The following is an 18,554-nucleotide window of genomic DNA, read 5'->3' on the forward strand; positions in this document are numbered from 1 at the left end:
ACGCCCCCACGCCGACGGCGGAACCCGCCGAGCCGTCGTGCTTTCCAACGGTGACCCCTCTGGAGGTCCTTCTCATGCGCTACCTGAGACATGCCCGCACCTACGACCATCCGGTCGCTTCGGAGATCACCCCACGCGCGGTCTATGCCGCCCGGCGCGACTGGCTGCGCTGGATGGCCACGGGGGCGGCCGGGGCCACGCTGGCGGCCTGGGCCAACCGGCAGGCTTGGGCCCAAACCCGGGCCCCGGGGCGGCTGGCGGCATTGCCCGGGGCCGCCAGCAAGGTGGCTGGCGCGGTGACGATGGAAAAACTCACCGCCTACGACGACGTCACCAGTTACAACAACTTCTACGAGTTCGGCACCGACAAGGCGGACCCGGCCCGGCGCGCCGGCCGCCTCAAGACCCGACCTTGGACCGTGGTGGTCGAAGGCGAAGTGCGCAAGCCCGGCACCTATGACATCGAGACGCTGCTGAAGCTCGCGCCGATGGAGGAGCGCATCTACCGCCTGCGCTGCGTCGAGGGGTGGTCCATGGTCATTCCCTGGGTGGGCTATTCGCTCAACGAGCTGATTCGCCGGGTCGAGCCCACGGGCAACGCGAAGTACGTCGCGTTCCATACCCTGGCCGACAAGACCCAAATGCCGGGGCTGAATTCGCGCGTGCTGCTGTGGCCCTACGTGGAAGGTTTGCGCCTGGACGAAGCGATGCACCCGCTCACGCTGCTGGCCTTCGGCTTGTATGGCGAGGTGCTGCCCAATCAGAACGGCGCCCCACTGCGCCTGGTGGTGCCCTGGAAATACGGGTTCAAGAGCGGCAAATCCCTCGTGAAGATCCGCTTCACCGAAAAGCAGCCCCAAACCGCTTGGAACGTGGCAGCCCCGCACGAGTACGGCTTCTATGCCAATGTCAATCCGACGGTGGACCATCCGCGCTGGAGCCAGGCCACCGAGCGACGCATTGGGGAAGACGGCCTGTTCACTCGCAAGCGCCCCACGCTGATGTTCAACGGCTACGAGGCCCAGGTGGGCCAGCTCTATGCCGGCATGGACCTCAAGAAGTACTACTGACACCGACGGCGTGAAGGCGTCGCGCGCCGTGGGGCACCCGGCGGCCAAGCCGCTGGTGTTCGTGCTGTGCCTGCTGCCCTTGGCATGGCTGCTCGGCGCGGCGGCGGCCGACGCCCTGGGAGCCAACCCGGCCGAGGCCCTGATCCGTGGCACCGGCGACTGGACGCTGCGGCTGCTGTGTCTGACGCTGGCGGTCACACCGCTGCGGCGGGCCACGGGCTGGCACGGGCTGGCCCGATTCCGGCGCATGCTGGGCCTGTTCACCTTCTTCTATGGCGTACTGCATCTGTTGTGCTACGCCTGGTTCGACATGGGCTTCTACCTGGACGACATCGCACGCGACATCGCCAAGCGACCCTTCATCCTGGTGGGCTTCACCGCGCTGGTGCTGATGCTGCCGCTGGCGGCCACCTCGTTCAACCGGGCCATCAAGGCGCTCGGCGCCGCGCGCTGGCAGACCCTGCACCGTGCCGTGTACGCCGTGGCCGGCCTGGCGCTGCTGCACTTCTACTGGATGCGCTCGGGCAAGAACGACGACGCCGAAGTGGGCCTGTATGCGCTCATCGTCGCGGTGCTGCTGGGGGCTCGGCTGTGGCACGCCTGGAGCCGCCGTGGCCGCTCCATGCATCCGGCTTGATCCAACGCCAAGGGCATGCGGCCCGGTTTGCCTACACTGTCGGCCTCTTTGGACGCCATGTAACCGTGTCTGCCACCGATCCGATCGACCGCCACACGCTATTCGACGACGCCCAGGCCCTGGTCACGGGCACGCTGTTCATCTCCCTGGGTGTGGTGATGTTCAACCACACGGGGCTGCTGACGGGCGGCACGGCCGGCCTGGCCTTCTTGCTGCACTACGCCAGCGGCCTGAGCTTCGGCAAGATCTTCTTCGTCCTGAACCTGCCTTTCTATGGCATTGCCGTGCGCAAGCTCGGGCGGGCCTTCACGCTCAAGACCTTCATCGCGGTCGCGTTGTTGTCGCTGTTGACCGAGTTTCACCCGCTGGTGCTCCGTGTCGCGGACCTGCATCTGGCCTATGCCGCGGTGATGGGCGGGCTGCTGATGGGCGCGGGTTTTCTGATGTTGTTCCGTCACCGCGCCAGCCTGGGCGGCGTGGGCATTCTTGCGCTGTACCTGCAGGAATCGCGCGGCTGGCGCGCTGGCCGGGTGCAGATGGCCATCGACTGCGCCATCGTCGCAGCCGCTATCCTCACGGTCGAGCCGATGCGGGTGATCTGGTCCCTGCTGGGCGCCGTGGCGCTGAACCTCATCCTGGCCGTCAACCACAAACCCGGCCGCTACGTGGCTCAATAAGTTTCATCACCAAGGCTCAGTCCCAGGGCTTCCATTCCTGCACGACCAGTTCGACCATGTGCTGCGCCTGTCCGATCCAGATCTGCCCGTCCTGGATGGTGCATTGCAGGCGCAGGGTGCGCGCCACCAGCGCCGCCAAGGCTTGGACATCTTCGGCTTGCACATGCAGCACACGCAGCTTGGGCCAGCCTTCGAGCACGGCACGGTGTTGCGCCCACCACACGGCAGCCACACGCCCGTAGGTGAGCAGCGCGACCCGCTCGGCCCGGTGGCAGGCTTTGCGCACGAGCTTGTCGTCGGGCTGGCCCACCTCCACCCACAGCAGCACCTCGCCCGTCGGGTCGCGTCGCCACAGGGCGGGTTCGTCCGGCGTGCTCAGGCCCCTGCCGAAGCGAAGATCCGGTGCGGCAAAGAGCGCAAAGGCCAAGACACGCGCCATCATGCGCTCATCGGTCTCCGAGGGATGGCGGGCGATCGTCAGGGCATGGTCGGCGTAGTAGCCGCGGTCCATGTCGGCGATCTGCAGGTCGATCTTGAAGATGGTGGATTTGAGCGCCATGCGCGCGAGTCTGACAGATCGACGAACGGGCTCGCCCCGGCGTCCAAGCCGGGTTAGGATGGGAGCGCCCTCGCCAACGAAAGGACATCCTTGCCCACCCCGAATTACGCCTACGAAAAGCGCCAGCGCGAACTGGCCAAAAAGCGCAAGAAGGAAGAAAAGCTCAAACGCAAGGCCGAACAGCGGGCCCATCATGGGCCGGCGCCGGAGGCCGACCCGTCGCCCGCAGCGCCAGGCCAGAGGCCCGCTGCGCCGCAAGACTGAGCACGTCCTAAGCCTGGCCGCTTTGCTGCAAGGCCCACATGCGGGCATAGGCACCGCCTTGGGCCAGCAGTTGCCCGTGCGTGCCGCGCTCGACGATGCGACCGGCCTCCATCACGAGAATCTCATGCGCATCGACCACGGTGGACAGGCGGTGCGCGATCACCAAGGCGGTCTTGTTGCGCGCCACCGATTGCAGCTCGGCCTGGATGGCACGCTCGTTGGCCGAGTCCAGTGCCGAGGTGGCCTCGTCGAAGATCAGAATGGGCGGGTTCTTCAGCAGCGTGCGCGCAATCGCCACGCGCTGCTTCTCGCCCCCCGAGAGCTTGAGGCCGCGCTCGCCGACCACGGTGTCATAGCCCTGGGGCAGGGAGACGATGAAGTCATGGATGTGCGCGGCCTGGGCTGCGGCCACCACCTCCTCGTGTGTCGCCCCAGGACGGCCGTAGGCGATGTTGTAGGCGATGGTGTCGTTGAAGAGCACCGTGTCCTGCGGCACGATGCCGATGGCGCGGCGCAAACTGGCTTGCGTGACCTGCCGGATGTCTTGACCATCGATGGTGATGCGTCCGGCATCCACATCGTAGAAGCGGAACAGCAGCCGCGCCAGCGTGGATTTGCCCGCCCCTGAGGGCCCCACCACCGCCACCTTCTTGCCGGCCGGAATCTCGAAGCTCACGCCGCGCAAAATGGGCCGCGCGGCCTCGTAGCCGAAATCGACCTGCTCGAAACGCACCGTGCCTTCGCGTACCTGCAGGTCCGGCGCCCCCGGCGCATCGGGCACCTCCTGCGGGCAGTCCATCAGCCGGAACATCTTGTCCAGATCGGTCAGCGATTGTTTGATCTCCCGGTAGAGCACCCCCAGAAAACCCAGCGGAATGTAGAGCTGGATCATGAAGGCATTGACCATCACCAAGTCGCCCAGCGTCATCGTGCCGGCCACCACTTTCTCGGTGGCCCGCCACAGCATCGCGATCAAGGCCACGGCAATCACCAGCTGCTGCCCCGTGTTGAGCAAGGACAACGTGGACTGCGACTTCAGCGCGGCCCGGCGCAGCTGCTCCAGGCTCTCATCGTAACGACGGGCCTCGTAGTCTTCGTTGTTGAAGTACTTGACCGTCTCATAGTTCAACAAGGAGTCGATGGCCCGGGTGTGGGCCTTGGAGTCCATCTCATTCATGAGTCGGCGAAATTGGGTGCGCCATTCGGTCACCACCACGGTGTAGGCGACATACGTCACCAGCGCCGCCAGTGTGATCCATGCAAACACGGCGTCGAACTTCACCGCCAACAGCGTGAGCACCATCGCCACCTCGATCAGGGTGGGAAAGATGCTGTAGAGCGAATACGAAATCAGCGAATGCACCGCGCGCGTGCCACGTTCGATGTCGCGCGTCATGCCGCCGGTTTGGCGTTCGAGGTGAAAGCGCAGGCTCAGGGAGTGCAAGTGGCGAAAGACTCGCAGTGAGATGCTGCGCGCGGCCCCTTCGGTGGCCTTGGCGAAAATGAGCTCGCGCAGTTCGGTGAACAGCGATGTGCACAGCCGCAGGCCGCCGTAGGCCAGCAGCAGACCGGCCGGCACCACCAGCACCGCGCGCGGATCGGTCGGCGACATCGATAGACTGTCGACCAACTCCTTGAGCAGCAAGGGCACGCCTACATTGGCCAGCTTGGCCCCCACCAAGAACACCAGCGCCAACACCACGCGCCAACGGTAACGCCACAAATAGGGCAACAGGCGGGCCAGGGTGGCCCCATCCGAACGCTGGAACCCTGCGGACGGGGTCGCAGCGGCCGCCTCGGGCAGGCTCACGGCAGCGCGGCGCATCGTGGACAATCCGTCGTTTGAATGATTTGTGTTTCAAATGGTGCCTATGCCAGACACGTCTTGCCCGACTTCGACCCCAACCGTCAGTGTGCCCGAAGGCATGGAGCTCGTGCTGCGAGTCATGCCCATGCCCGCTGATGCCAATGCCAATGGCGACATCTTCGGCGGCTGGATCATGGCTCAGGTCGATCTGGCCGGCTCGGTGCAGTCCGCTCGCGTGGCGCGCGGGCGCATCGCCACCGTGGCCGTCAATCAGTTCATCTTCAAGCAACCGGTCTCGGTGGGCGATGTCCTGTCGTTTTACTCGCGCATCGAGCGCATCGGACGCACCTCGGTGACGGTCCATGTCGAGGTCTACGCCGAGCGCAATCCGGCCCATCCTTACGTGGTCAAGGTCACGGAGGCCAACCTCACCTACGTGGCCATCGACGAACAGGGCCGCCCACGGGAGATTCCCCGTTAAACACGACGCCCGCACGAGGCGGGCGTCGTGATCGGTCGCAGGCAGGATCAGTCGAACTTGGTGAAATCGGGTTTGCGCTTCTCGAAGAAGGCCTGAAAGGCTTCGCGGGCCTCGGGACTGCGCAAGCGCTGACCGAAGAGCTCGCCTTCGACGGCTATGGTGTCCTGCACCAGTTTGGCGTTGGCGCGGCGCAGCAGCCTCTTGCTCTCACGCACGGCCGCCGGTGCCAGTTGATTGAAACGCTCGGCCACGCGGCGGGCGTGGTTGACCACTTCGCCCGCGGGCAAAATGGCATTGATCAGGCGCATCTCTTGAGCCTCTTCGGCTCCGAAGGGGTCACCCAGCAACAACTTCTCAGCCGCCTTCACATGGCCAGCGTACAGCGGCACGAGCAGGCTGGAGGCAAATTCGGGCACCAGGCCCAGGCTGGCAAACGGCATCGCGAAGCGAGCGGTATCGGCCGCATAGACCAGGTCGCAGTGCAACAGCATCGTCGTGCCAATGCCGATGGCCGCACCGGTGACGGCCGCCACCACCGGCTTGTCGCATTCCAACAGCCCGCGCATGAACTGGAACACGGGCGAATCCATGCCCTGGGGCGGCCGCTGCATGAAATCCTCCAAGTCGTTGCCGGAGGTGAAGATGTCGGGTTGGCCGTGAATCAGCACGGCCCGCACTTGCTTGTCGTCCCGGGCAAGCACCAAGGCATCGGCCATGGCCTGGTACATCGCGGCGGTCAGCGCGTTTTTCTTCTCGGGCCTGGCGATCTCGATGCTGGCCACGCCGTTGAGGACGGCGGTCTTGATGCTCATGCAGTCTCCTTGGTTTCAGGGATGAAGCTGTGGAAGAAGTCTTTCACGCGGGGCCACAAGGTGGACTCGAACTGCTCACGGAAGAATCCGAAATGACCGATGCGCCGGGCCTGCACATCCTGCGGGGCGATGCGTTCGATACGCCGCGGGGCATTGGCGTAGCAATCCAGCAGCACCTGCGTGCCGCGCTCGGTCATCATCTCGTCGTCCACGAAGGACAGGGCCAGCACCGGAAAGCGCACCTGCTCGAAAGCCTCGCGCACGTGGGGCCCTTCGGCTCCGACATGGTAGCGCGGATGCAGGCACCAACGCCGCCACTGCAGGATCACGCCGCGCGGCAAGTCGCCCACCATGCGCAGCCGCTTGCCCGGGAAATAGCCGCACAGCCAAGTGGCCAAGGGCACGATCACATGCCAGAAATAGGGCACCACGCGCCGCAGCGATGGCGCGTTGTCGCGCCAATAGCCGCTGCCGGCGGCCACCGACACCAAGCCTGCGATGCGATGACGATTGCGCAGCAAGCCGGGCAGTTGCGCCCCCAGGCTATGCCCCAAGACATACAACGGCAGCCCGGGCTGGGCCTCGACGATGGTGTCGATCACCGCATCGAAATCGCGCACCCAATCGAAGAGGTCGGCCTGATAACCGCGCAAGGATCGCAGGCCCGGCGGGCGGGACTCGCCAATGCCGCGGTAGTCGAAACTGACCGCCTCGAATCCCTGGGCCGCCAGCCACCGGGCAAAGGGTTCGTAGAACGATTGAGGCACGCCCATGGCCGGTGCGATCAGCACCACGGCCTGCGCGGCGCAGACCTGGGCGTCGGGCCGGTAACGGCGCACCCCCAGGCGCACGCCATCGGGAGTCAGAACGCTTTGCCGCTCCATGTCGGCTTCCTGGTCGATACGGGAAGGCCAGCAGGCCGACGTCACGAGGGACCTCGGCCTGCCACGCCGCGCGCTCAAACGCGCTCGAAAATGCCCGCAGCGCCTTGGCCGGTGCCCACGCACATGGTCACCATGCCGTACTTCAGGTTGTGGCGGCGCAGCGCATGCACCACCGTGGCCGAGCGGATCGCGCCAGTGGCCCCCAGCGGGTGGCCCAAGGCAATGGCGCCGCCCATGGGGTTGACCTTGCTGCGGTCCAGCTCCAGCGTGTTGAGCACGGCCAGCGCTTGCGCCGCGAAGGCTTCGTTCAGTTCGATCCAGTCGAGCTGGTCTTGCGTGAGCCCAGCGTACTTCAGCGCCGCCGGAATCGCTTCGATCGGACCGATGCCCATGATTTCGGGCGGCACCCCCTTGATCGCGAAGCTGACGAAGCGCGCCAAGGGCTTGAGGTCGTAGCGCTTGATCGCCGCTTCGCTGGCCAGAATCAAGCAACCGGCGCCATCGGAGGTCTGCGAGCTGTTGCCTGCGGTGACCGTGCCGTTGGCCGCGAACACCGGCTTGAGGCGGGCCAAGCCCTCGGGCGAGGTGTCCGGGCGCGGGCCTTCATCCACGTCCACGGTGCGGGTTTTGACCGTGATGCCACCTTCGGCGAGGTTGGGCAAGCGCTCGACGATCTCCACCGGGGTGATCTCGTCTTTGAACTCACCGGCTTCGATCGCCTTGAGGGCTTTCAGATGCGAGTGCAGCGCGAATTCGTCCTGCGCCTCGCGCGAGACCTTCCACTGCTGGGCGACCTTCTCGGCCGTCAGACCCATGCCATAGGCGATGCCGATGTTTTCATCACGCGCGAACACCTCGGGGTTGAACGATGGCTTGTGGCCCCCCATGGGCACCATGCTCATCGACTCGACACCACCGGCGATCATCACGTCGGCCTCGCCCACGCGGATGCGGTCGGCGGCCATTTGCACGGCGGTCAAGCCCGCGGCGCAGAAGCGATTGACGGTGACCCCACCCACGGTGTGGGGCAGACCTGCCAGCAGCGCAGCCACGCGCGCCACATTCATGCCCTGCTCGGCCTCGGGCATCGCGCAGCCGACGACGGCGTCTTCGATGGCCTTGGGGTCGAGGTTGGGCACCTGCTTGAGCGCGCCACGAATGGCCGCCACCAACAGATCGTCCGGACGGGTGTTCTTGAAATAGCCGCGGCCCGATTTGCCGATCGGAGTGCGTGTGGCGGCAACGATGTAGGCGTCTTGAACTTGTTTCATGTGAGATCTCCGATCAGTTGCGAACCGGCTTGCCGGTCTGCAGCATGCCCATGATGCGTTCCTGGGTCTTGGGATGGTCCAGCAGGCTGCAGAAGTGCTGACGCTCCAAGGCCATCAGGTACTCCTCGTTGACCAGCGAGCCCGCCTCGACCTCGCCGCCGCAGACCACATCGGCGATGAGGCTGGAGATGTGGTAGTCGTGCTGGCTGATGAAGCCGCCGTCGCGCATGTTGGCCAACTGGGCCATGATCGTGGCCTTGGCCGAGCGGCCCGCCACCGGGAAGACGGCCTTGTGCGGCGGTCGGTAGCCGGCGTCGAACATGGCCTTGGCCTGCGACAGCGCCACGTACAGCAGTTCGTCCTTGTTCGGCACGATCACGTCGCTGTCGAGCAGATAGCCCAGCTTGCGCGATTCGATCGCGCTGGTGCCCACCTTGGCCATGGCCGCGCTGGTGAAGCCGTCGGTCAGGAATTTCAGGATGTCGGCATTGGCATTGCCGGCGGCAGCCATCTCGGCGGCACGGCGCGCGATATAGGTCAGCCCGCCCGCACCGGGAATCAGGCCCACGCCGACTTCCACCAATCCGATGTAGCTTTCCATGGCCGCCACACGGCGGGCGCTGTGGATGGCCAGCTCGCAGCCGCCGCCCAGCGCCATGCCCCGAATGGCCGACACCACCGGCACTTGGGCATAACGGATGCGCAGCATCGCGTCCTGCAGCTTCTTCTCCTCCGGCGCGATGCCCTTGGAACCCTTGGCCATGAACACCGGCATGAGGGCTTCCAGGTTGGCACCGGCCGAGAACACGTCATCGGGCGACCAGATCACCAGGCCTTTGTAGCCTTGCTCGGCCAAATCGACGGCCTTGAGCAAGCCTTCGGTCACGGTGGGGCTGATGAGGTGCAGCTTGGAGGTGATGCTGGCGATCAGCACCTCGCCATCGAGCGTCCAGACGCGAATCTCGTCGTTCTTGAACACCTCGGTGCCGGCCTTGAGCGGCTCGACCGCCCCCGAGCCCAACACGGCCTCGGGGAAATGCTGGCGCTGATACACCGCCAGATTGCTGCGCGGGATGTACTTTTTCTGCGCCGGGCTCCAAGAGCCTTCGGGCGTGTGCACGCCCTCGCGGCCGTCGAACACCCAGTCGGGCAGCGGCGCCGAGCACAGGGCCTTGCCGGCGTCGATGTCGGCCTTCACCCATTCGGCCACCTGCTTCCAGCCCGCGGCCTGCCACAGTTCGAACGGACCTTGGCTCATGCCGAAACCCCAGCGCATGGCCAAATCGACATCGCGGGCGCAGTCGGCGATCTCTTCCAGATGCACGGCCACGTAGTGGAAGCTGTCGCGCAAGATGGCCCACAGGAACTGCGCCTGCGGGTTGCTGGATTCGCGCAGCAGCTTCAAGCGTTCGGCCGGCGCCTTCTTGAGGATGCGCGCAACGATGTCATCGGCCTTGGCGCCGGCGGGCACGTACTCACCCTTGGCCGGATCCAGACGCAGGATGTCCTTGCCCACCTTCTTGTAAAAGCCCGCACCGCTCTTTTGGCCCAGCGCGCCTTGCTCGATCAGCTTGGCCAGCACCGGCGGGGTGGCATAGCTGGGATAGAAGGGGTCGTCGTGCAGGTTGTCCTGCAAGGTCTTGATGACATGGGCCATGGTGTCCAGACCCACCACGTCGGCCGTGCGGAACGTGCCCGAGCTGGCACGCCCCAGCTTCTTGCCGGTGAGGTCGTCCACCACGTCGTAGCTCAGCCCGAAGTTCTCGGCTTCCTTGATGGTGGCCAGCATGCCCGCGATACCCACCCGGTTGGCGATGAAGTTCGGCGTGTCCTTGGCGCGCACCACGCCCTTGCCCAGGCTGGTGGTGACGAAGGTTTCGAGCTGGTCGAGGATCTCGGGCCGCGTGCTGGGCGTCGGGATGAGCTCCACCAGGTACATGTAGCGCGGCGGGTTGAAGAAATGGATGCCGCAAAAGCAAGGCTTGATGTCTTCCGGCAAGGCCTCGCTGAGCTTGGTGATGGACAGACCCGAGGTATTGGACGCGACGATGGCCTGCGGGGCCACGTAGGGCGCGATCTTCTTGTACAGATCGAGCTTCCAATCCATGCGCTCGGCGATGGCCTCGATGATGAGGTCGCATTCGCGCAGCTTGTCCAGGTGCTCCTCGTAGTTGGCCTGCTCGATGCGAGCGGCATCTTCGGGGATGCCCAGCGGCGCCGGCTTGAGCTTTTTCAAATTCTCGACGGCCTTGCTGACGATGCCGTTCTTGGGGCCGTCCTTGGCCGGCAGGTCGAACAGCACGACCGGCACCTTCACGTTGACCAGATGGGCAGCGATTTGTGCGCCCATCACGCCGGCGCCGAGCACGGCCACCTTGCGGACTTGGAATCGACTCACGGGGGTTCTCCTTGAGGTGAAGGCCGCAGGCGCGGAACCACGCGCCTGCGGCACGGGGATCATTCGACGCGCTGCCAAATTTGGGTGCGCCCGAGCAAGGGCGCCCCGATGTAGCCGCGCACTTCCAGCGTCTTGCCGCCGTCCACCGGCTTCAGGCGCACACGGTAGACCTTGCCGTTGTTGGGGTCGAGGATGTCGCCACCATCCCAGACCGAGGCATCGTCCGCGTTTTGACGGACATTGCGAATGATGGTCAGGCCCACGATGGGCTGGCCCTTGCGCTCGTCACTGCATTTGTCGCATACCGCATCGGGCTTGGACTGCGGATCGAGCAGCTTTTCGATGCGCCCGCTGAGCACACCGCCTTGCTCGGTGATGCGCACCAAAGACTTTTCCTTCTTCGAGGCGTCGTCGATGGTCTTCCACAGCCCGACGGGGCTGGCCTGCACCAAGCCGCCCAGCAGCAGAGCTGCCGCAGCGATCAGGGCCTTGATGTTCATCGCTTGTCTCCTGTGCGTATGAAAGCGGGCCGGCGGCCCGCGTGAACTCAGAACAGCGCCTCGTCCATCTCCATCAACGGCTTGAGGCCGGCACGAGCCGAGCGGATCAGGCCAGCGGTCTCGGGCAGCAGCTTGGCAAAGTAGAACCGCGCCGTGGCCAGCTTGGCGGTGTAGAAGGGGTCGCCGCTGTCTTTCTTGGCCAGCGCGACCTTGGCCATGCGCGCCCAGAAGTACGCAAACACCAAGTGGCCGCAAATGCGCAGATAGTCGACCGCGGCGGCTCCCACTTCGTCGGCATTGCCCATGGCCTTCATGCCGATCTCCATCGTGAGCTTGGTCACTTTCTCGCCCAGGTCGGCCAGCGGATTGATGAATTCCTGCATGGCCTCGTTGACGCCTTCTTCTTCGATGAAGTCCTGCACCAGCTTGCCGAACTTCTTGAGCTTGGCGCCGTTGTCGGCCAGCACCTTGCGGCCCAGCAGGTCGAGCGCCTGGACGGTGTTGGTGCCCTCATAGATCATGTTGATGCGGGCATCGCGCACGTACTGCTCCATGCCCCACTCTTTGATGTAGCCATGGCCGCCGAAGACCTGCAGGCAGTGCGACGTGGCGATCCAGCCGTTGTCGGTGAAGAACGCCTTGATGATGGGCGTCAGCAGCGCCACCAAGTCGGCGCAGTCTTTGCGCACTTGCTCATCGTCACTGGCCAGCTCCTTGTCCAGCTGCAGCGTCGTCCACATCGCCACGGCACGCGCGCCTTCGGCATAGGCCCGCGCGGTCAGCAGCATCTTGCGCACGTCGGGATGCACGATGATGGGGTCGGCCGGCTTGTCCGGCGCTTTCGGGCCTGACAGGGCGCGCATTTGCAAGCGGTCTTTGGCATAGGCCACGGCGTTCTGATAGGCCACCTCGGTCAGACCCAGCGACTGCATGCCCACGCCCAAGCGAGCCGCATTCATCATCACGAACATCGCCTGCAGCCCCCGGTTGGGCTCGCCCACCATGGTGCCCACCGCCCCGTCGAGGATCATTTGGCAGGTGGCGTTGCCATGGATGCCCATCTTGTGCTCCAGGCCGCCGCAGTAGATGGCGTTGCGCTCACCCAGCGAGCCGTCGGCATTGACCTTGAACTTGGGCACCACGAACAGCGAGATGCCCTTGGAGCCGGCCGGCGCATCGGGCAAGCGGGCCAGCACCAGGTGGACGATGTTCTCGGCCAGGTCGTGTTCGCCGGCGGAGATGAAGATCTTCTGGCCGGTGAGCTTGTAGGTGCCATCGCCCTGGGGCTCGGCCTTGGTGCGCAGCAGGCCTAGGTCGGTGCCGCAATGCGGCTCGGTCAGGCACATGGTGCCCGTCCACTCGCCGCTGACGAGCTTGGGCAGGTACAGCTTCTTCTGCTCGGGCGTGCCATGCGCATGCAAGGCCTCGTAGGCACCATGCGACAGGCCGGGATACATGGTCCAGGCCTGGTTGGCCGAGTTGAGCATCTCGTAGAACGACTGATTGACCACGTGCGGCAGACCCTGGCCCCCGTATTCGGGGTCGCAGCTCAGCGCCGGCCAGCCGCCTTCCACGTACTGCCGGTAAGCCTCCTTGAAGCCCTTGGGGGCTTTGACTTCATGGGTGGTTTTGTCCAGCGTGCAGCCTTCTTCGTCGCCGCTGATGTTCAGCGGGAAGATGACCTGGGCGGCGAACTTGCCGCCTTCTTCGAGCACCGCGTTGATCGTCTCGGCATCGATGTCGGCATGCGCCGGCAAGGTCTTGAGCTCATCGACCACGTTCAGCACTTCGTGCATCACGAATTGGATGTCGCGCAGCGGCGGGGTGTACTGGGGCATGAAAGGCTCCTGGGTTCAGACTGACGATTGGCGGGAGGTCTTGGAAGCGGTCTTGCGTGGCGACTTCAAGGGCACGGGCTTGGGCGCTTTGTCCGTCGCGTAGTGACTCACGATGAACTCGAAACCACGGCGCGCACGGTCCAGCGCGCCGGCAGAGCGCAAGAAGCGAGCATCGTGGTGCAAGGCAAGGATCAGGCCGTGGATCTCGAACAGCATTTGCTGCGGATCGGTGTCCTCACGCAAATGCCCTTCCTCCACCGAGATGGCGATCGCGCGCCCCAGCGCCTTGTGCCAGGTGAGCACCATGTCGGCCAGGGCATCGCGCACGGGCCCGGGGCGGTCGTCGAATTCCACCGCGCCGCTGATGTAGATGCAGCCCGAGTCGATTTCCACCGACACACGCCGCACCCAGCGCTCGAACAGCGCCCGCAGGCGCGGCAAGCCGCGCGGCTCGGACAGCGAGGGGAAGAAGACTTCCTCCTCGAAGCGATGGTGGTATTCGCGGATCACCGAGATCTGCAGCTCTTCGCGCGAGCCAAAGTGGGCGAACACGCCCGACTTGCTCATGCGCATGACCTCGGCCAGCGCCCCGATGGACAGGCCCTCCAAGCCCACTTGCGAGGCCAGGGCCAGGGCCGCATCGAGAATGGCCGCCTTGGTCTGCTGCCCCTTGTGAAGGCTGCGACCGGCCCCGCGAGGGGATTTGGTCGTGGTGGTAGGCAGTGCGCTCACGAAGACCCCGGAATAAAACGAACGATCGTTCTATTTTGCAGAATTCCACCGCAAGGGGGCAAGTCGTTGCGGCCATTTCTTGGGGCTTTCCCCCTAGAAAACCGCTTTCAGAGCCGCCAAACAAGGGTTTTCCCTAGGTTTTGGCCGGGCCTCAGGGTGAGCCGTCGTATCGCTCCAGTGTGGAACAAGGCCGGTCGGAACACAAGCCCGCCAGAGCTCCCGTGGCCGGCAGCGGCGCGCCCATGGCAACGCGGGCGGGCCCAGGAGCCAGCCCCGGCCTTCGGCGGCCAAGGCGCCACACATGGGCTTTGTGGGCGGTGCTTGAGCGTCGGCAGCGTCTTGCCATATGCTGGATGCGATTGCGATGCGAAACGGGCTGGGCCCGTTTTGCTCGGTTTGCACCCATCGAATGCAGGGACTCAAGGTATTCCCATGGACGTGCTGCAGCTCGACGTGTCTGGCCGCCCGCAAGCCTGGATTTCCACCCGGGAGGCGGCCACGCTCTACGCCACCGATGGCATCGCTTGGACGCTGGGCGATCCTTTCGTCGTGTTGCGTGGTGGCATCCAGCGCGCCAGCGGCCTGCAATCGCGCATCGAACTGCACCCCATCGTCGCGGTGCGCGGTGCGATCCCCAGTCGGGCCTGGCGGCAGGTGCCCGCGCTGTCGAATGCGAAGTTGTTCGCGCGCGACCGCCACATGTGTGCCTATTGCGGGGGGCGCTTTCATCCCGACCAGCTGACCCGCGAGCACATCGTGCCCACCTCACGAGGCGGCACGGACAGCTGGATGAACTGCATCACGGCTTGCCGAGCCTGCAATGGGCGCAAGGGCAACCGCACGCCCGAGGAAGCGCGCATGAGCCTGCTGTACCTGCCTTATGTGCCCAGCCTGCACGAGGACATGATCCTGCGGGGGCGGCGCATCCTGGCCGACCAGATGGAGTTTTTGTTGGCCAGCGTGCCGCGCAGCAGCCGTCTGCACGGCTGAGGCGCGGGGCTCAGTGGTCTTTCTCAGTCGTCTTTCTCAGTCGTCTTTTTCCACCGGCAACCCCGCACTGCGCCACTCGGGGAACCCGCCGCGGAACCAGTGCACCCGGGTATAGCCGGCCCGCAGGGCCGCTCGGCTGGCTTTGAAGCTCTTCCAGCACTCGGGGCCGTTGCAGGCAAAGATCAAGCCCGCGTTTTTGTCGGCCGGCAACTGGCTGAGGTCGAACTTGTCGGGCGAGGGATCGTAATCGGCTTCCTTGGGGCTTTTCTCGACATAGGGCACGAGCTTGGCTCCAGGCACACGCCCGGCACGGAATTCGGCCTCGGTGCGGGTGTCGATGTAGTGCGTGCCCGCCTGCATGAGTCGTTGAACGGTCTGCGCATCGACCACCGTGGCCCCAGGCAGGGCGCGTGGCGTGAAGTAGCCGAGGGTGGACACGTATTCGAAATCGCGCTTGGACAGCAAGGCCAGCTTGGCGCCCTGAGTGATGGCCGTGCTGTCGGCCATCGCGGCGCGCAAGGTCTCGGCGCTGACGCCCAGCCCGTCCTTGACCGCCACGCTCAGAGAGGGCGAGAACTTGCTTTCCATGACGATGCGCACCGGCTCGCCGGCAGCCAGCCATCGGTCGTACACGCTACGCTCGACGGCCACGATGTCGCAACGGCGCACTTGCAAGCAAGGCAGCAAGGCATCCTGGTAGCGAGTTTCGTAGACACTGCCGAAATGGCGTTTGATCGTGGTGTTGGCCGCGTTGACCTCGCCACGCACGAGGTAGGTCACGAGACTGTCCTGCAAGGGCAGGCCCAGCCGCTTGCCGGCCGCATCCTGCAGCGACTTGACCGGGCTGTCCTTGGGCACGACGAGCACGGCCTGCACCGTGGCGTCCAGCCCCACCACCGGGGTGTAGCCATAGCGCAGCGCACTGCCGATGACATGGGCAGGCGCCACGAAAATGTCATGCAGCCGCGAGCGCGTGGTGGCCAGATCGGCCGTGGCATCGGTGGACAAGGCCACCACCGGCGTGAGCTTTTCCTTGCGCAGCGCCGCCTCGACGGCGGATTTCCATGCGCTGTAGATGGCATAGCGCGACTGCTCGCCTTGGTCGCCCGGATTGATCAGCACCTTGACCTGGGCCGGCGACGCAGCAGCCACGCCCATCACGCCCATGGCCACTGCCACGGCACGCGCCATCTTCGAAACTTTCATGTCGGCATCCCCGCAGAATCTCGTGTCGTCATACCACGACGCTCGCACCCGAGCGTGCGTCGGGGGCGAAAGGTACCTGAGATGCTGCGCCACGCAGGCGACAAGTCAATGGAAGCGCGCCAGGAAATGCGGCCGTTCGTCGAATCGTTCTCATCCTCTGCGGGCAGCGCCCGCCCGGCCGCGCCGCATTTGAAACGAGACGTTACACGCAACGCCCGCCATCGACCTCCAGGCAGGCGCCGGTGATGAACTCGGCTTCGTCGCTGGCCAGAAAGAGCGCGGCGTTGGCAACGTCCAGCGGGCGGCTCAAGCGTCCCAGCGGCACGGTGGCAATGAATTGCGCGCGCCGCTCGGGGGTGTCTTCGCCCATGAATTGGGCCAACAGCGCGGTCTCGCCGGCCACCGGGTTGATGACGTTGACGCGAATGCGATCGGGACCGAGTTCGGCCGCCATCGAACGACTGGTGGTGATGGCCGCCCCTTTGCTGCCGTTGTACCAGGTCAGCCCAGGGCGCGGGCGCACACCGGCCGTGGAGGCGATCGTGATGAAACAGCCGCCTTTTTGCGCACGAAAGTACGGCACTGCATGCCGCGCCGTCAGGAACAGGCTCTTGACGTTGACCGCGTAGATGCGGTCGAACTCTTCTTCGCTGACTTCCAGCATGGGCCGGTTGCGGTGGGTCGTGCCGGCGTTGTTGACGACGATGTGCAAGCCGCCAAAGTGGGCGATGGCGCCGTCGATCAGGCGCTTGACCTCGGCATCCTTGGACACATCGGCCTGGATGAAGTGCGCCTGGCCGCCGGCGGCGCGAATGTCGGCCACCACGCGCTGTCCGCCTTCGGCCACGAGGTCGTTGACGATGACCTTGCAGCCTTCTTGCGCGAAGCGCTTGGCAATACCCTCGCCGAAGCCGGAGCCGGCGCCGGTGACGATGGCGATCTTGTCTTGCAGTCTCATGGACACCTCAGTCGTGCTTGATGGCAATGGTTTTCACGCGCGTGAAGCTGATCAGGCCTTCGAGACCCTTCTCGCGACCATGACCGCTGGCCTTGACGCCGCCGAAGGGCAGCTCCACACCGCCGGCTGCGCCGTAGTTGTTGATGAAGACTTGGCCGCAGCGCAGGCGCTTGGCCAGGCGCAGCGCGCGCGAGCCGTCGCGGGTCCACACCCCGGCCACCAGGCCGAAGCGCGTGCCATTGGCCAGCTGCACGGCTTGGTCTTCGGTGTCGAAGGCCATGGCCGCCAGCACCGGGCCGAAGACTTCCTCCTGGGCCAAGCGATGGTGGTGCGGCACGTCACGAAAGAGCATGGGCGCAAAGTAGTAGCCGCCATGCGGCGCATCGGTGACGATGTGGCCATGGGCTGCGACGATCAGGCCGTCGTCACGGGCTTGGTGCACCATCTGTCGCACGCGCGCCAACTGGGAGGCGCGGATCAGCGGTCCGCAGGCCAGGTCGGCCGCAGCCGGCCCCACGCGCAGCGCCGAAAAGGCCGCCGTGAGCTTGTCCAGCAGCGGTTCGTAGACGCCACGCTGCACCAGCAAGCGGCTGCCGGCCGAGCAGGTTTGCCCGGCGTTTTGAACGATGGCATTGACGATGACCGGCACGGCAGCCTCGAGGTCGGCGTCGTCGAACACCACTTGCGGCGATTTGCCGCCGAGTTCCAGCGTCACCGGCACATGGTTCGCTGCGGCAGCCTGGGCCACCAAGGTGCCGGTGGGCGGCGAGCCGGTGAAGGAGATGTGGTCCAGCCCCGGATGCGAGGCCAGCGCCGCGCCGGCTTCGCTGCCGATTCCGGTGACGATGTTCAAGGCGCCCTCGGGCAGCCCCGCTTGGGCCAACAACTCGGCCAGGCGCAGCAGCGACAGGCAGGCGTCTTCGGCCGGCTTGACCACGCAGGCGTTGCCGGCGGCCAGCGCCGCGCCCACCGAGCGGCCGAAGATCTGCAGCGGATAGTTCCAGGGGATGATGTGGCCGGTCACGCCATGGGGCTCGCGCTCGGCCAGCACGGTGTAGCCGGCGAGATAGGGCAAGACCTGCCCCCCGACTTTGTCGGCCGCGCCGGCATAGAACTCGAAGTAGCGCGCCACGGCGGCGACGTCGTTGCGGGCCTGCGTGAGCGGCTTGCCGCAGTCGCGCGATTCGAGTTGCATCAATTCGTCGGCATGCTGCTGGATCAGCGCGCCGGCACGCGCGAGGATGCGTCCGCGTTCGACGCCCGGCATTCGGCCCCAGGCGCCTTCGGCGGCGCGCCGGGCCGCGCTCACGGCCTGATCGATCTCGGCCGCGCCGCCGCGAGCGATCTCGGCGAAGACTTGGCCGTCGGAGGGATCGACCACCGGCAGGGTCTCGCCGCTGGCCGAGGGCACTGGGCGGTGGGCGATGAAGTGCAGGTAACGGGGCACGGTGCTCATGGCGGACTCCTTGT

General features: G+C 65.5%; 18 protein-coding genes. 6 read left to right on the forward strand and 12 right to left on the reverse strand.

Annotation, left to right across the window (positions count from 1 at the left end; genetic code table 11):
- Window positions 1-74: 74 nt before the first annotated feature.
- From msrP to F615_RS0110460, 3 genes are all read left to right on the forward strand, one after another.
- Window positions 75-1,070, forward strand: a complete 996-nt coding sequence (msrP, locus tag F615_RS0110450) for a protein-methionine-sulfoxide reductase catalytic subunit MsrP (RefSeq protein WP_019561133.1) — start codon at window positions 75-77, stop codon at window positions 1,068-1,070.
- Window positions 1,039-1,707 carry a protein-methionine-sulfoxide reductase heme-binding subunit MsrQ gene (gene msrQ / locus F615_RS0110455; RefSeq protein WP_051090231.1) on the forward strand — a complete coding sequence of 223 codons (669 nt, stop codon included), beginning with the start codon at window positions 1,039-1,041 and terminating at the stop codon, window positions 1,705-1,707. Before msrP ends, msrQ begins: the two co-directional genes overlap by 32 nt.
- A gap of 65 nt (window positions 1,708-1,772) precedes the next feature.
- Entirely contained in the window at window positions 1,773-2,384 is a 612-nt protein-coding gene (locus F615_RS0110460; protein WP_026330225.1) for a YitT family protein, read from the forward strand.
- A 16-nt stretch (window positions 2,385-2,400) separates the two neighbouring features.
- Here F615_RS0110460 and F615_RS0110465 read toward each other — a convergent pair whose 3' ends face one another.
- On the reverse strand, window positions 2,401-2,943 hold the full coding sequence (locus F615_RS0110465; RefSeq protein ID WP_019561136.1) for a YaeQ family protein: 543 nt from the start codon (window positions 2,941-2,943) through the stop codon (window positions 2,401-2,403).
- Between the two features lie 90 nt (window positions 2,944-3,033).
- Between F615_RS0110465 and F615_RS20165 the strand changes: the two genes are divergently transcribed.
- Window positions 3,034-3,207, forward strand: a complete 174-nt coding sequence (locus F615_RS20165; protein WP_019561137.1) for a hypothetical protein — start codon at window positions 3,034-3,036, stop codon at window positions 3,205-3,207.
- A gap of 7 nt (window positions 3,208-3,214) precedes the next feature.
- Here F615_RS20165 and F615_RS0110475 read toward each other — a convergent pair whose 3' ends face one another.
- Window positions 3,215-5,032, reverse strand: a complete 1,818-nt coding sequence (locus F615_RS0110475) for an ABCB family ABC transporter ATP-binding protein/permease (RefSeq protein WP_019561138.1) — start codon at window positions 5,030-5,032, stop codon at window positions 3,215-3,217.
- Window positions 5,033-5,078: 46 nt separating this feature from the next.
- Here F615_RS0110475 and F615_RS0110480 point away from each other — a divergent pair, with 46 nt between their 5' ends.
- Window positions 5,079-5,495 (forward strand): acyl-CoA thioesterase, encoded by a 417-nt coding sequence (locus tag F615_RS0110480; RefSeq protein WP_026330226.1) that lies wholly within the window; start codon window positions 5,079-5,081, stop codon window positions 5,493-5,495.
- A gap of 47 nt (window positions 5,496-5,542) precedes the next feature.
- Here the strand turns inward: F615_RS0110480 and F615_RS0110485 are convergent, their stop codons facing one another.
- The 7 genes from F615_RS0110485 to F615_RS0110515 all read right to left on the reverse strand — a co-directional run bounded on the left by F615_RS0110485 (window position 5,543) and on the right by F615_RS0110515 (window position 13,930).
- On the reverse strand, window positions 5,543-6,307 hold the full coding sequence (locus tag F615_RS0110485) for an enoyl-CoA hydratase (RefSeq protein WP_019561140.1): 765 nt from the start codon (window positions 6,305-6,307) through the stop codon (window positions 5,543-5,545).
- Entirely contained in the window at window positions 6,304-7,191 is an 888-nt protein-coding gene (locus F615_RS0110490) for an alpha/beta hydrolase family protein (RefSeq protein ID WP_019561141.1), read from the reverse strand. Before F615_RS0110490 ends, F615_RS0110485 begins: the two co-directional genes overlap by 4 nt.
- A gap of 74 nt (window positions 7,192-7,265) precedes the next feature.
- On the reverse strand, window positions 7,266-8,462 hold the full coding sequence (locus tag F615_RS0110495) for an acetyl-CoA C-acyltransferase (protein ID WP_019561142.1): 1,197 nt from the start codon (window positions 8,460-8,462) through the stop codon (window positions 7,266-7,268).
- Between the two features lie 13 nt (window positions 8,463-8,475).
- Window positions 8,476-10,860 carry a 3-hydroxyacyl-CoA dehydrogenase/enoyl-CoA hydratase family protein gene (locus F615_RS0110500; protein WP_019561143.1) on the reverse strand — a complete coding sequence of 795 codons (2,385 nt, stop codon included), beginning with the start codon at window positions 10,858-10,860 and terminating at the stop codon, window positions 8,476-8,478.
- 59 nt (window positions 10,861-10,919) lie between these two features.
- The gene (locus F615_RS0110505; RefSeq protein WP_019561144.1) at window positions 10,920-11,360 is read right to left on the reverse strand and encodes a DUF2147 domain-containing protein; all 441 of its coding nucleotides are present in this window, start codon (window positions 11,358-11,360) and stop codon (window positions 10,920-10,922) included.
- Window positions 11,361-11,407: 47 nt separating this feature from the next.
- Window positions 11,408-13,198, reverse strand: coding sequence for an acyl-CoA dehydrogenase C-terminal domain-containing protein (locus F615_RS0110510; protein ID WP_019561145.1), 1,791 nt, complete (start codon window positions 13,196-13,198; stop codon window positions 11,408-11,410).
- Window positions 13,199-13,213: 15 nt separating this feature from the next.
- Window positions 13,214-13,930 (reverse strand): TetR/AcrR family transcriptional regulator, encoded by a 717-nt coding sequence (locus F615_RS0110515; protein WP_019561146.1) that lies wholly within the window; start codon window positions 13,928-13,930, stop codon window positions 13,214-13,216.
- Window positions 13,931-14,362: 432 nt separating this feature from the next.
- On the opposite strand from F615_RS0110515, the gene F615_RS0110520 reads away from it, so the two are divergent.
- Entirely contained in the window at window positions 14,363-14,920 is a 558-nt protein-coding gene (locus F615_RS0110520) for an HNH endonuclease (RefSeq protein ID WP_019561147.1), read from the forward strand.
- A gap of 36 nt (window positions 14,921-14,956) precedes the next feature.
- On the opposite strand, the gene F615_RS0110525 is transcribed toward F615_RS0110520, so the two are convergent.
- The 3 genes from F615_RS0110525 to F615_RS0110535 form a co-directional block, all read right to left on the reverse strand.
- Window positions 14,957-16,126 (reverse strand): rhodanese-like domain-containing protein, encoded by a 1,170-nt coding sequence (locus tag F615_RS0110525; protein ID WP_156824608.1) that lies wholly within the window; start codon window positions 16,124-16,126, stop codon window positions 14,957-14,959.
- A gap of 202 nt (window positions 16,127-16,328) precedes the next feature.
- Window positions 16,329-17,084 carry an SDR family oxidoreductase gene (locus F615_RS0110530; protein ID WP_019561149.1) on the reverse strand — a complete coding sequence of 252 codons (756 nt, stop codon included), beginning with the start codon at window positions 17,082-17,084 and terminating at the stop codon, window positions 16,329-16,331.
- A 7-nt stretch (window positions 17,085-17,091) separates the two neighbouring features.
- Complete coding sequence (locus tag F615_RS0110535) at window positions 17,092-18,540, reverse strand: aldehyde dehydrogenase family protein (protein WP_019561150.1); 1,449 nt, start codon at window positions 18,538-18,540, stop codon at window positions 17,092-17,094.
- Between the last annotated feature and the right edge of the window lie 14 nt (window positions 18,541-18,554).

The sequence above is a fragment of the Caldimonas manganoxidans ATCC BAA-369 genome, from assembly GCF_000381125.1.
Classification (GTDB): domain Bacteria; phylum Pseudomonadota; class Gammaproteobacteria; order Burkholderiales; family Burkholderiaceae_C; genus Caldimonas; species Caldimonas manganoxidans.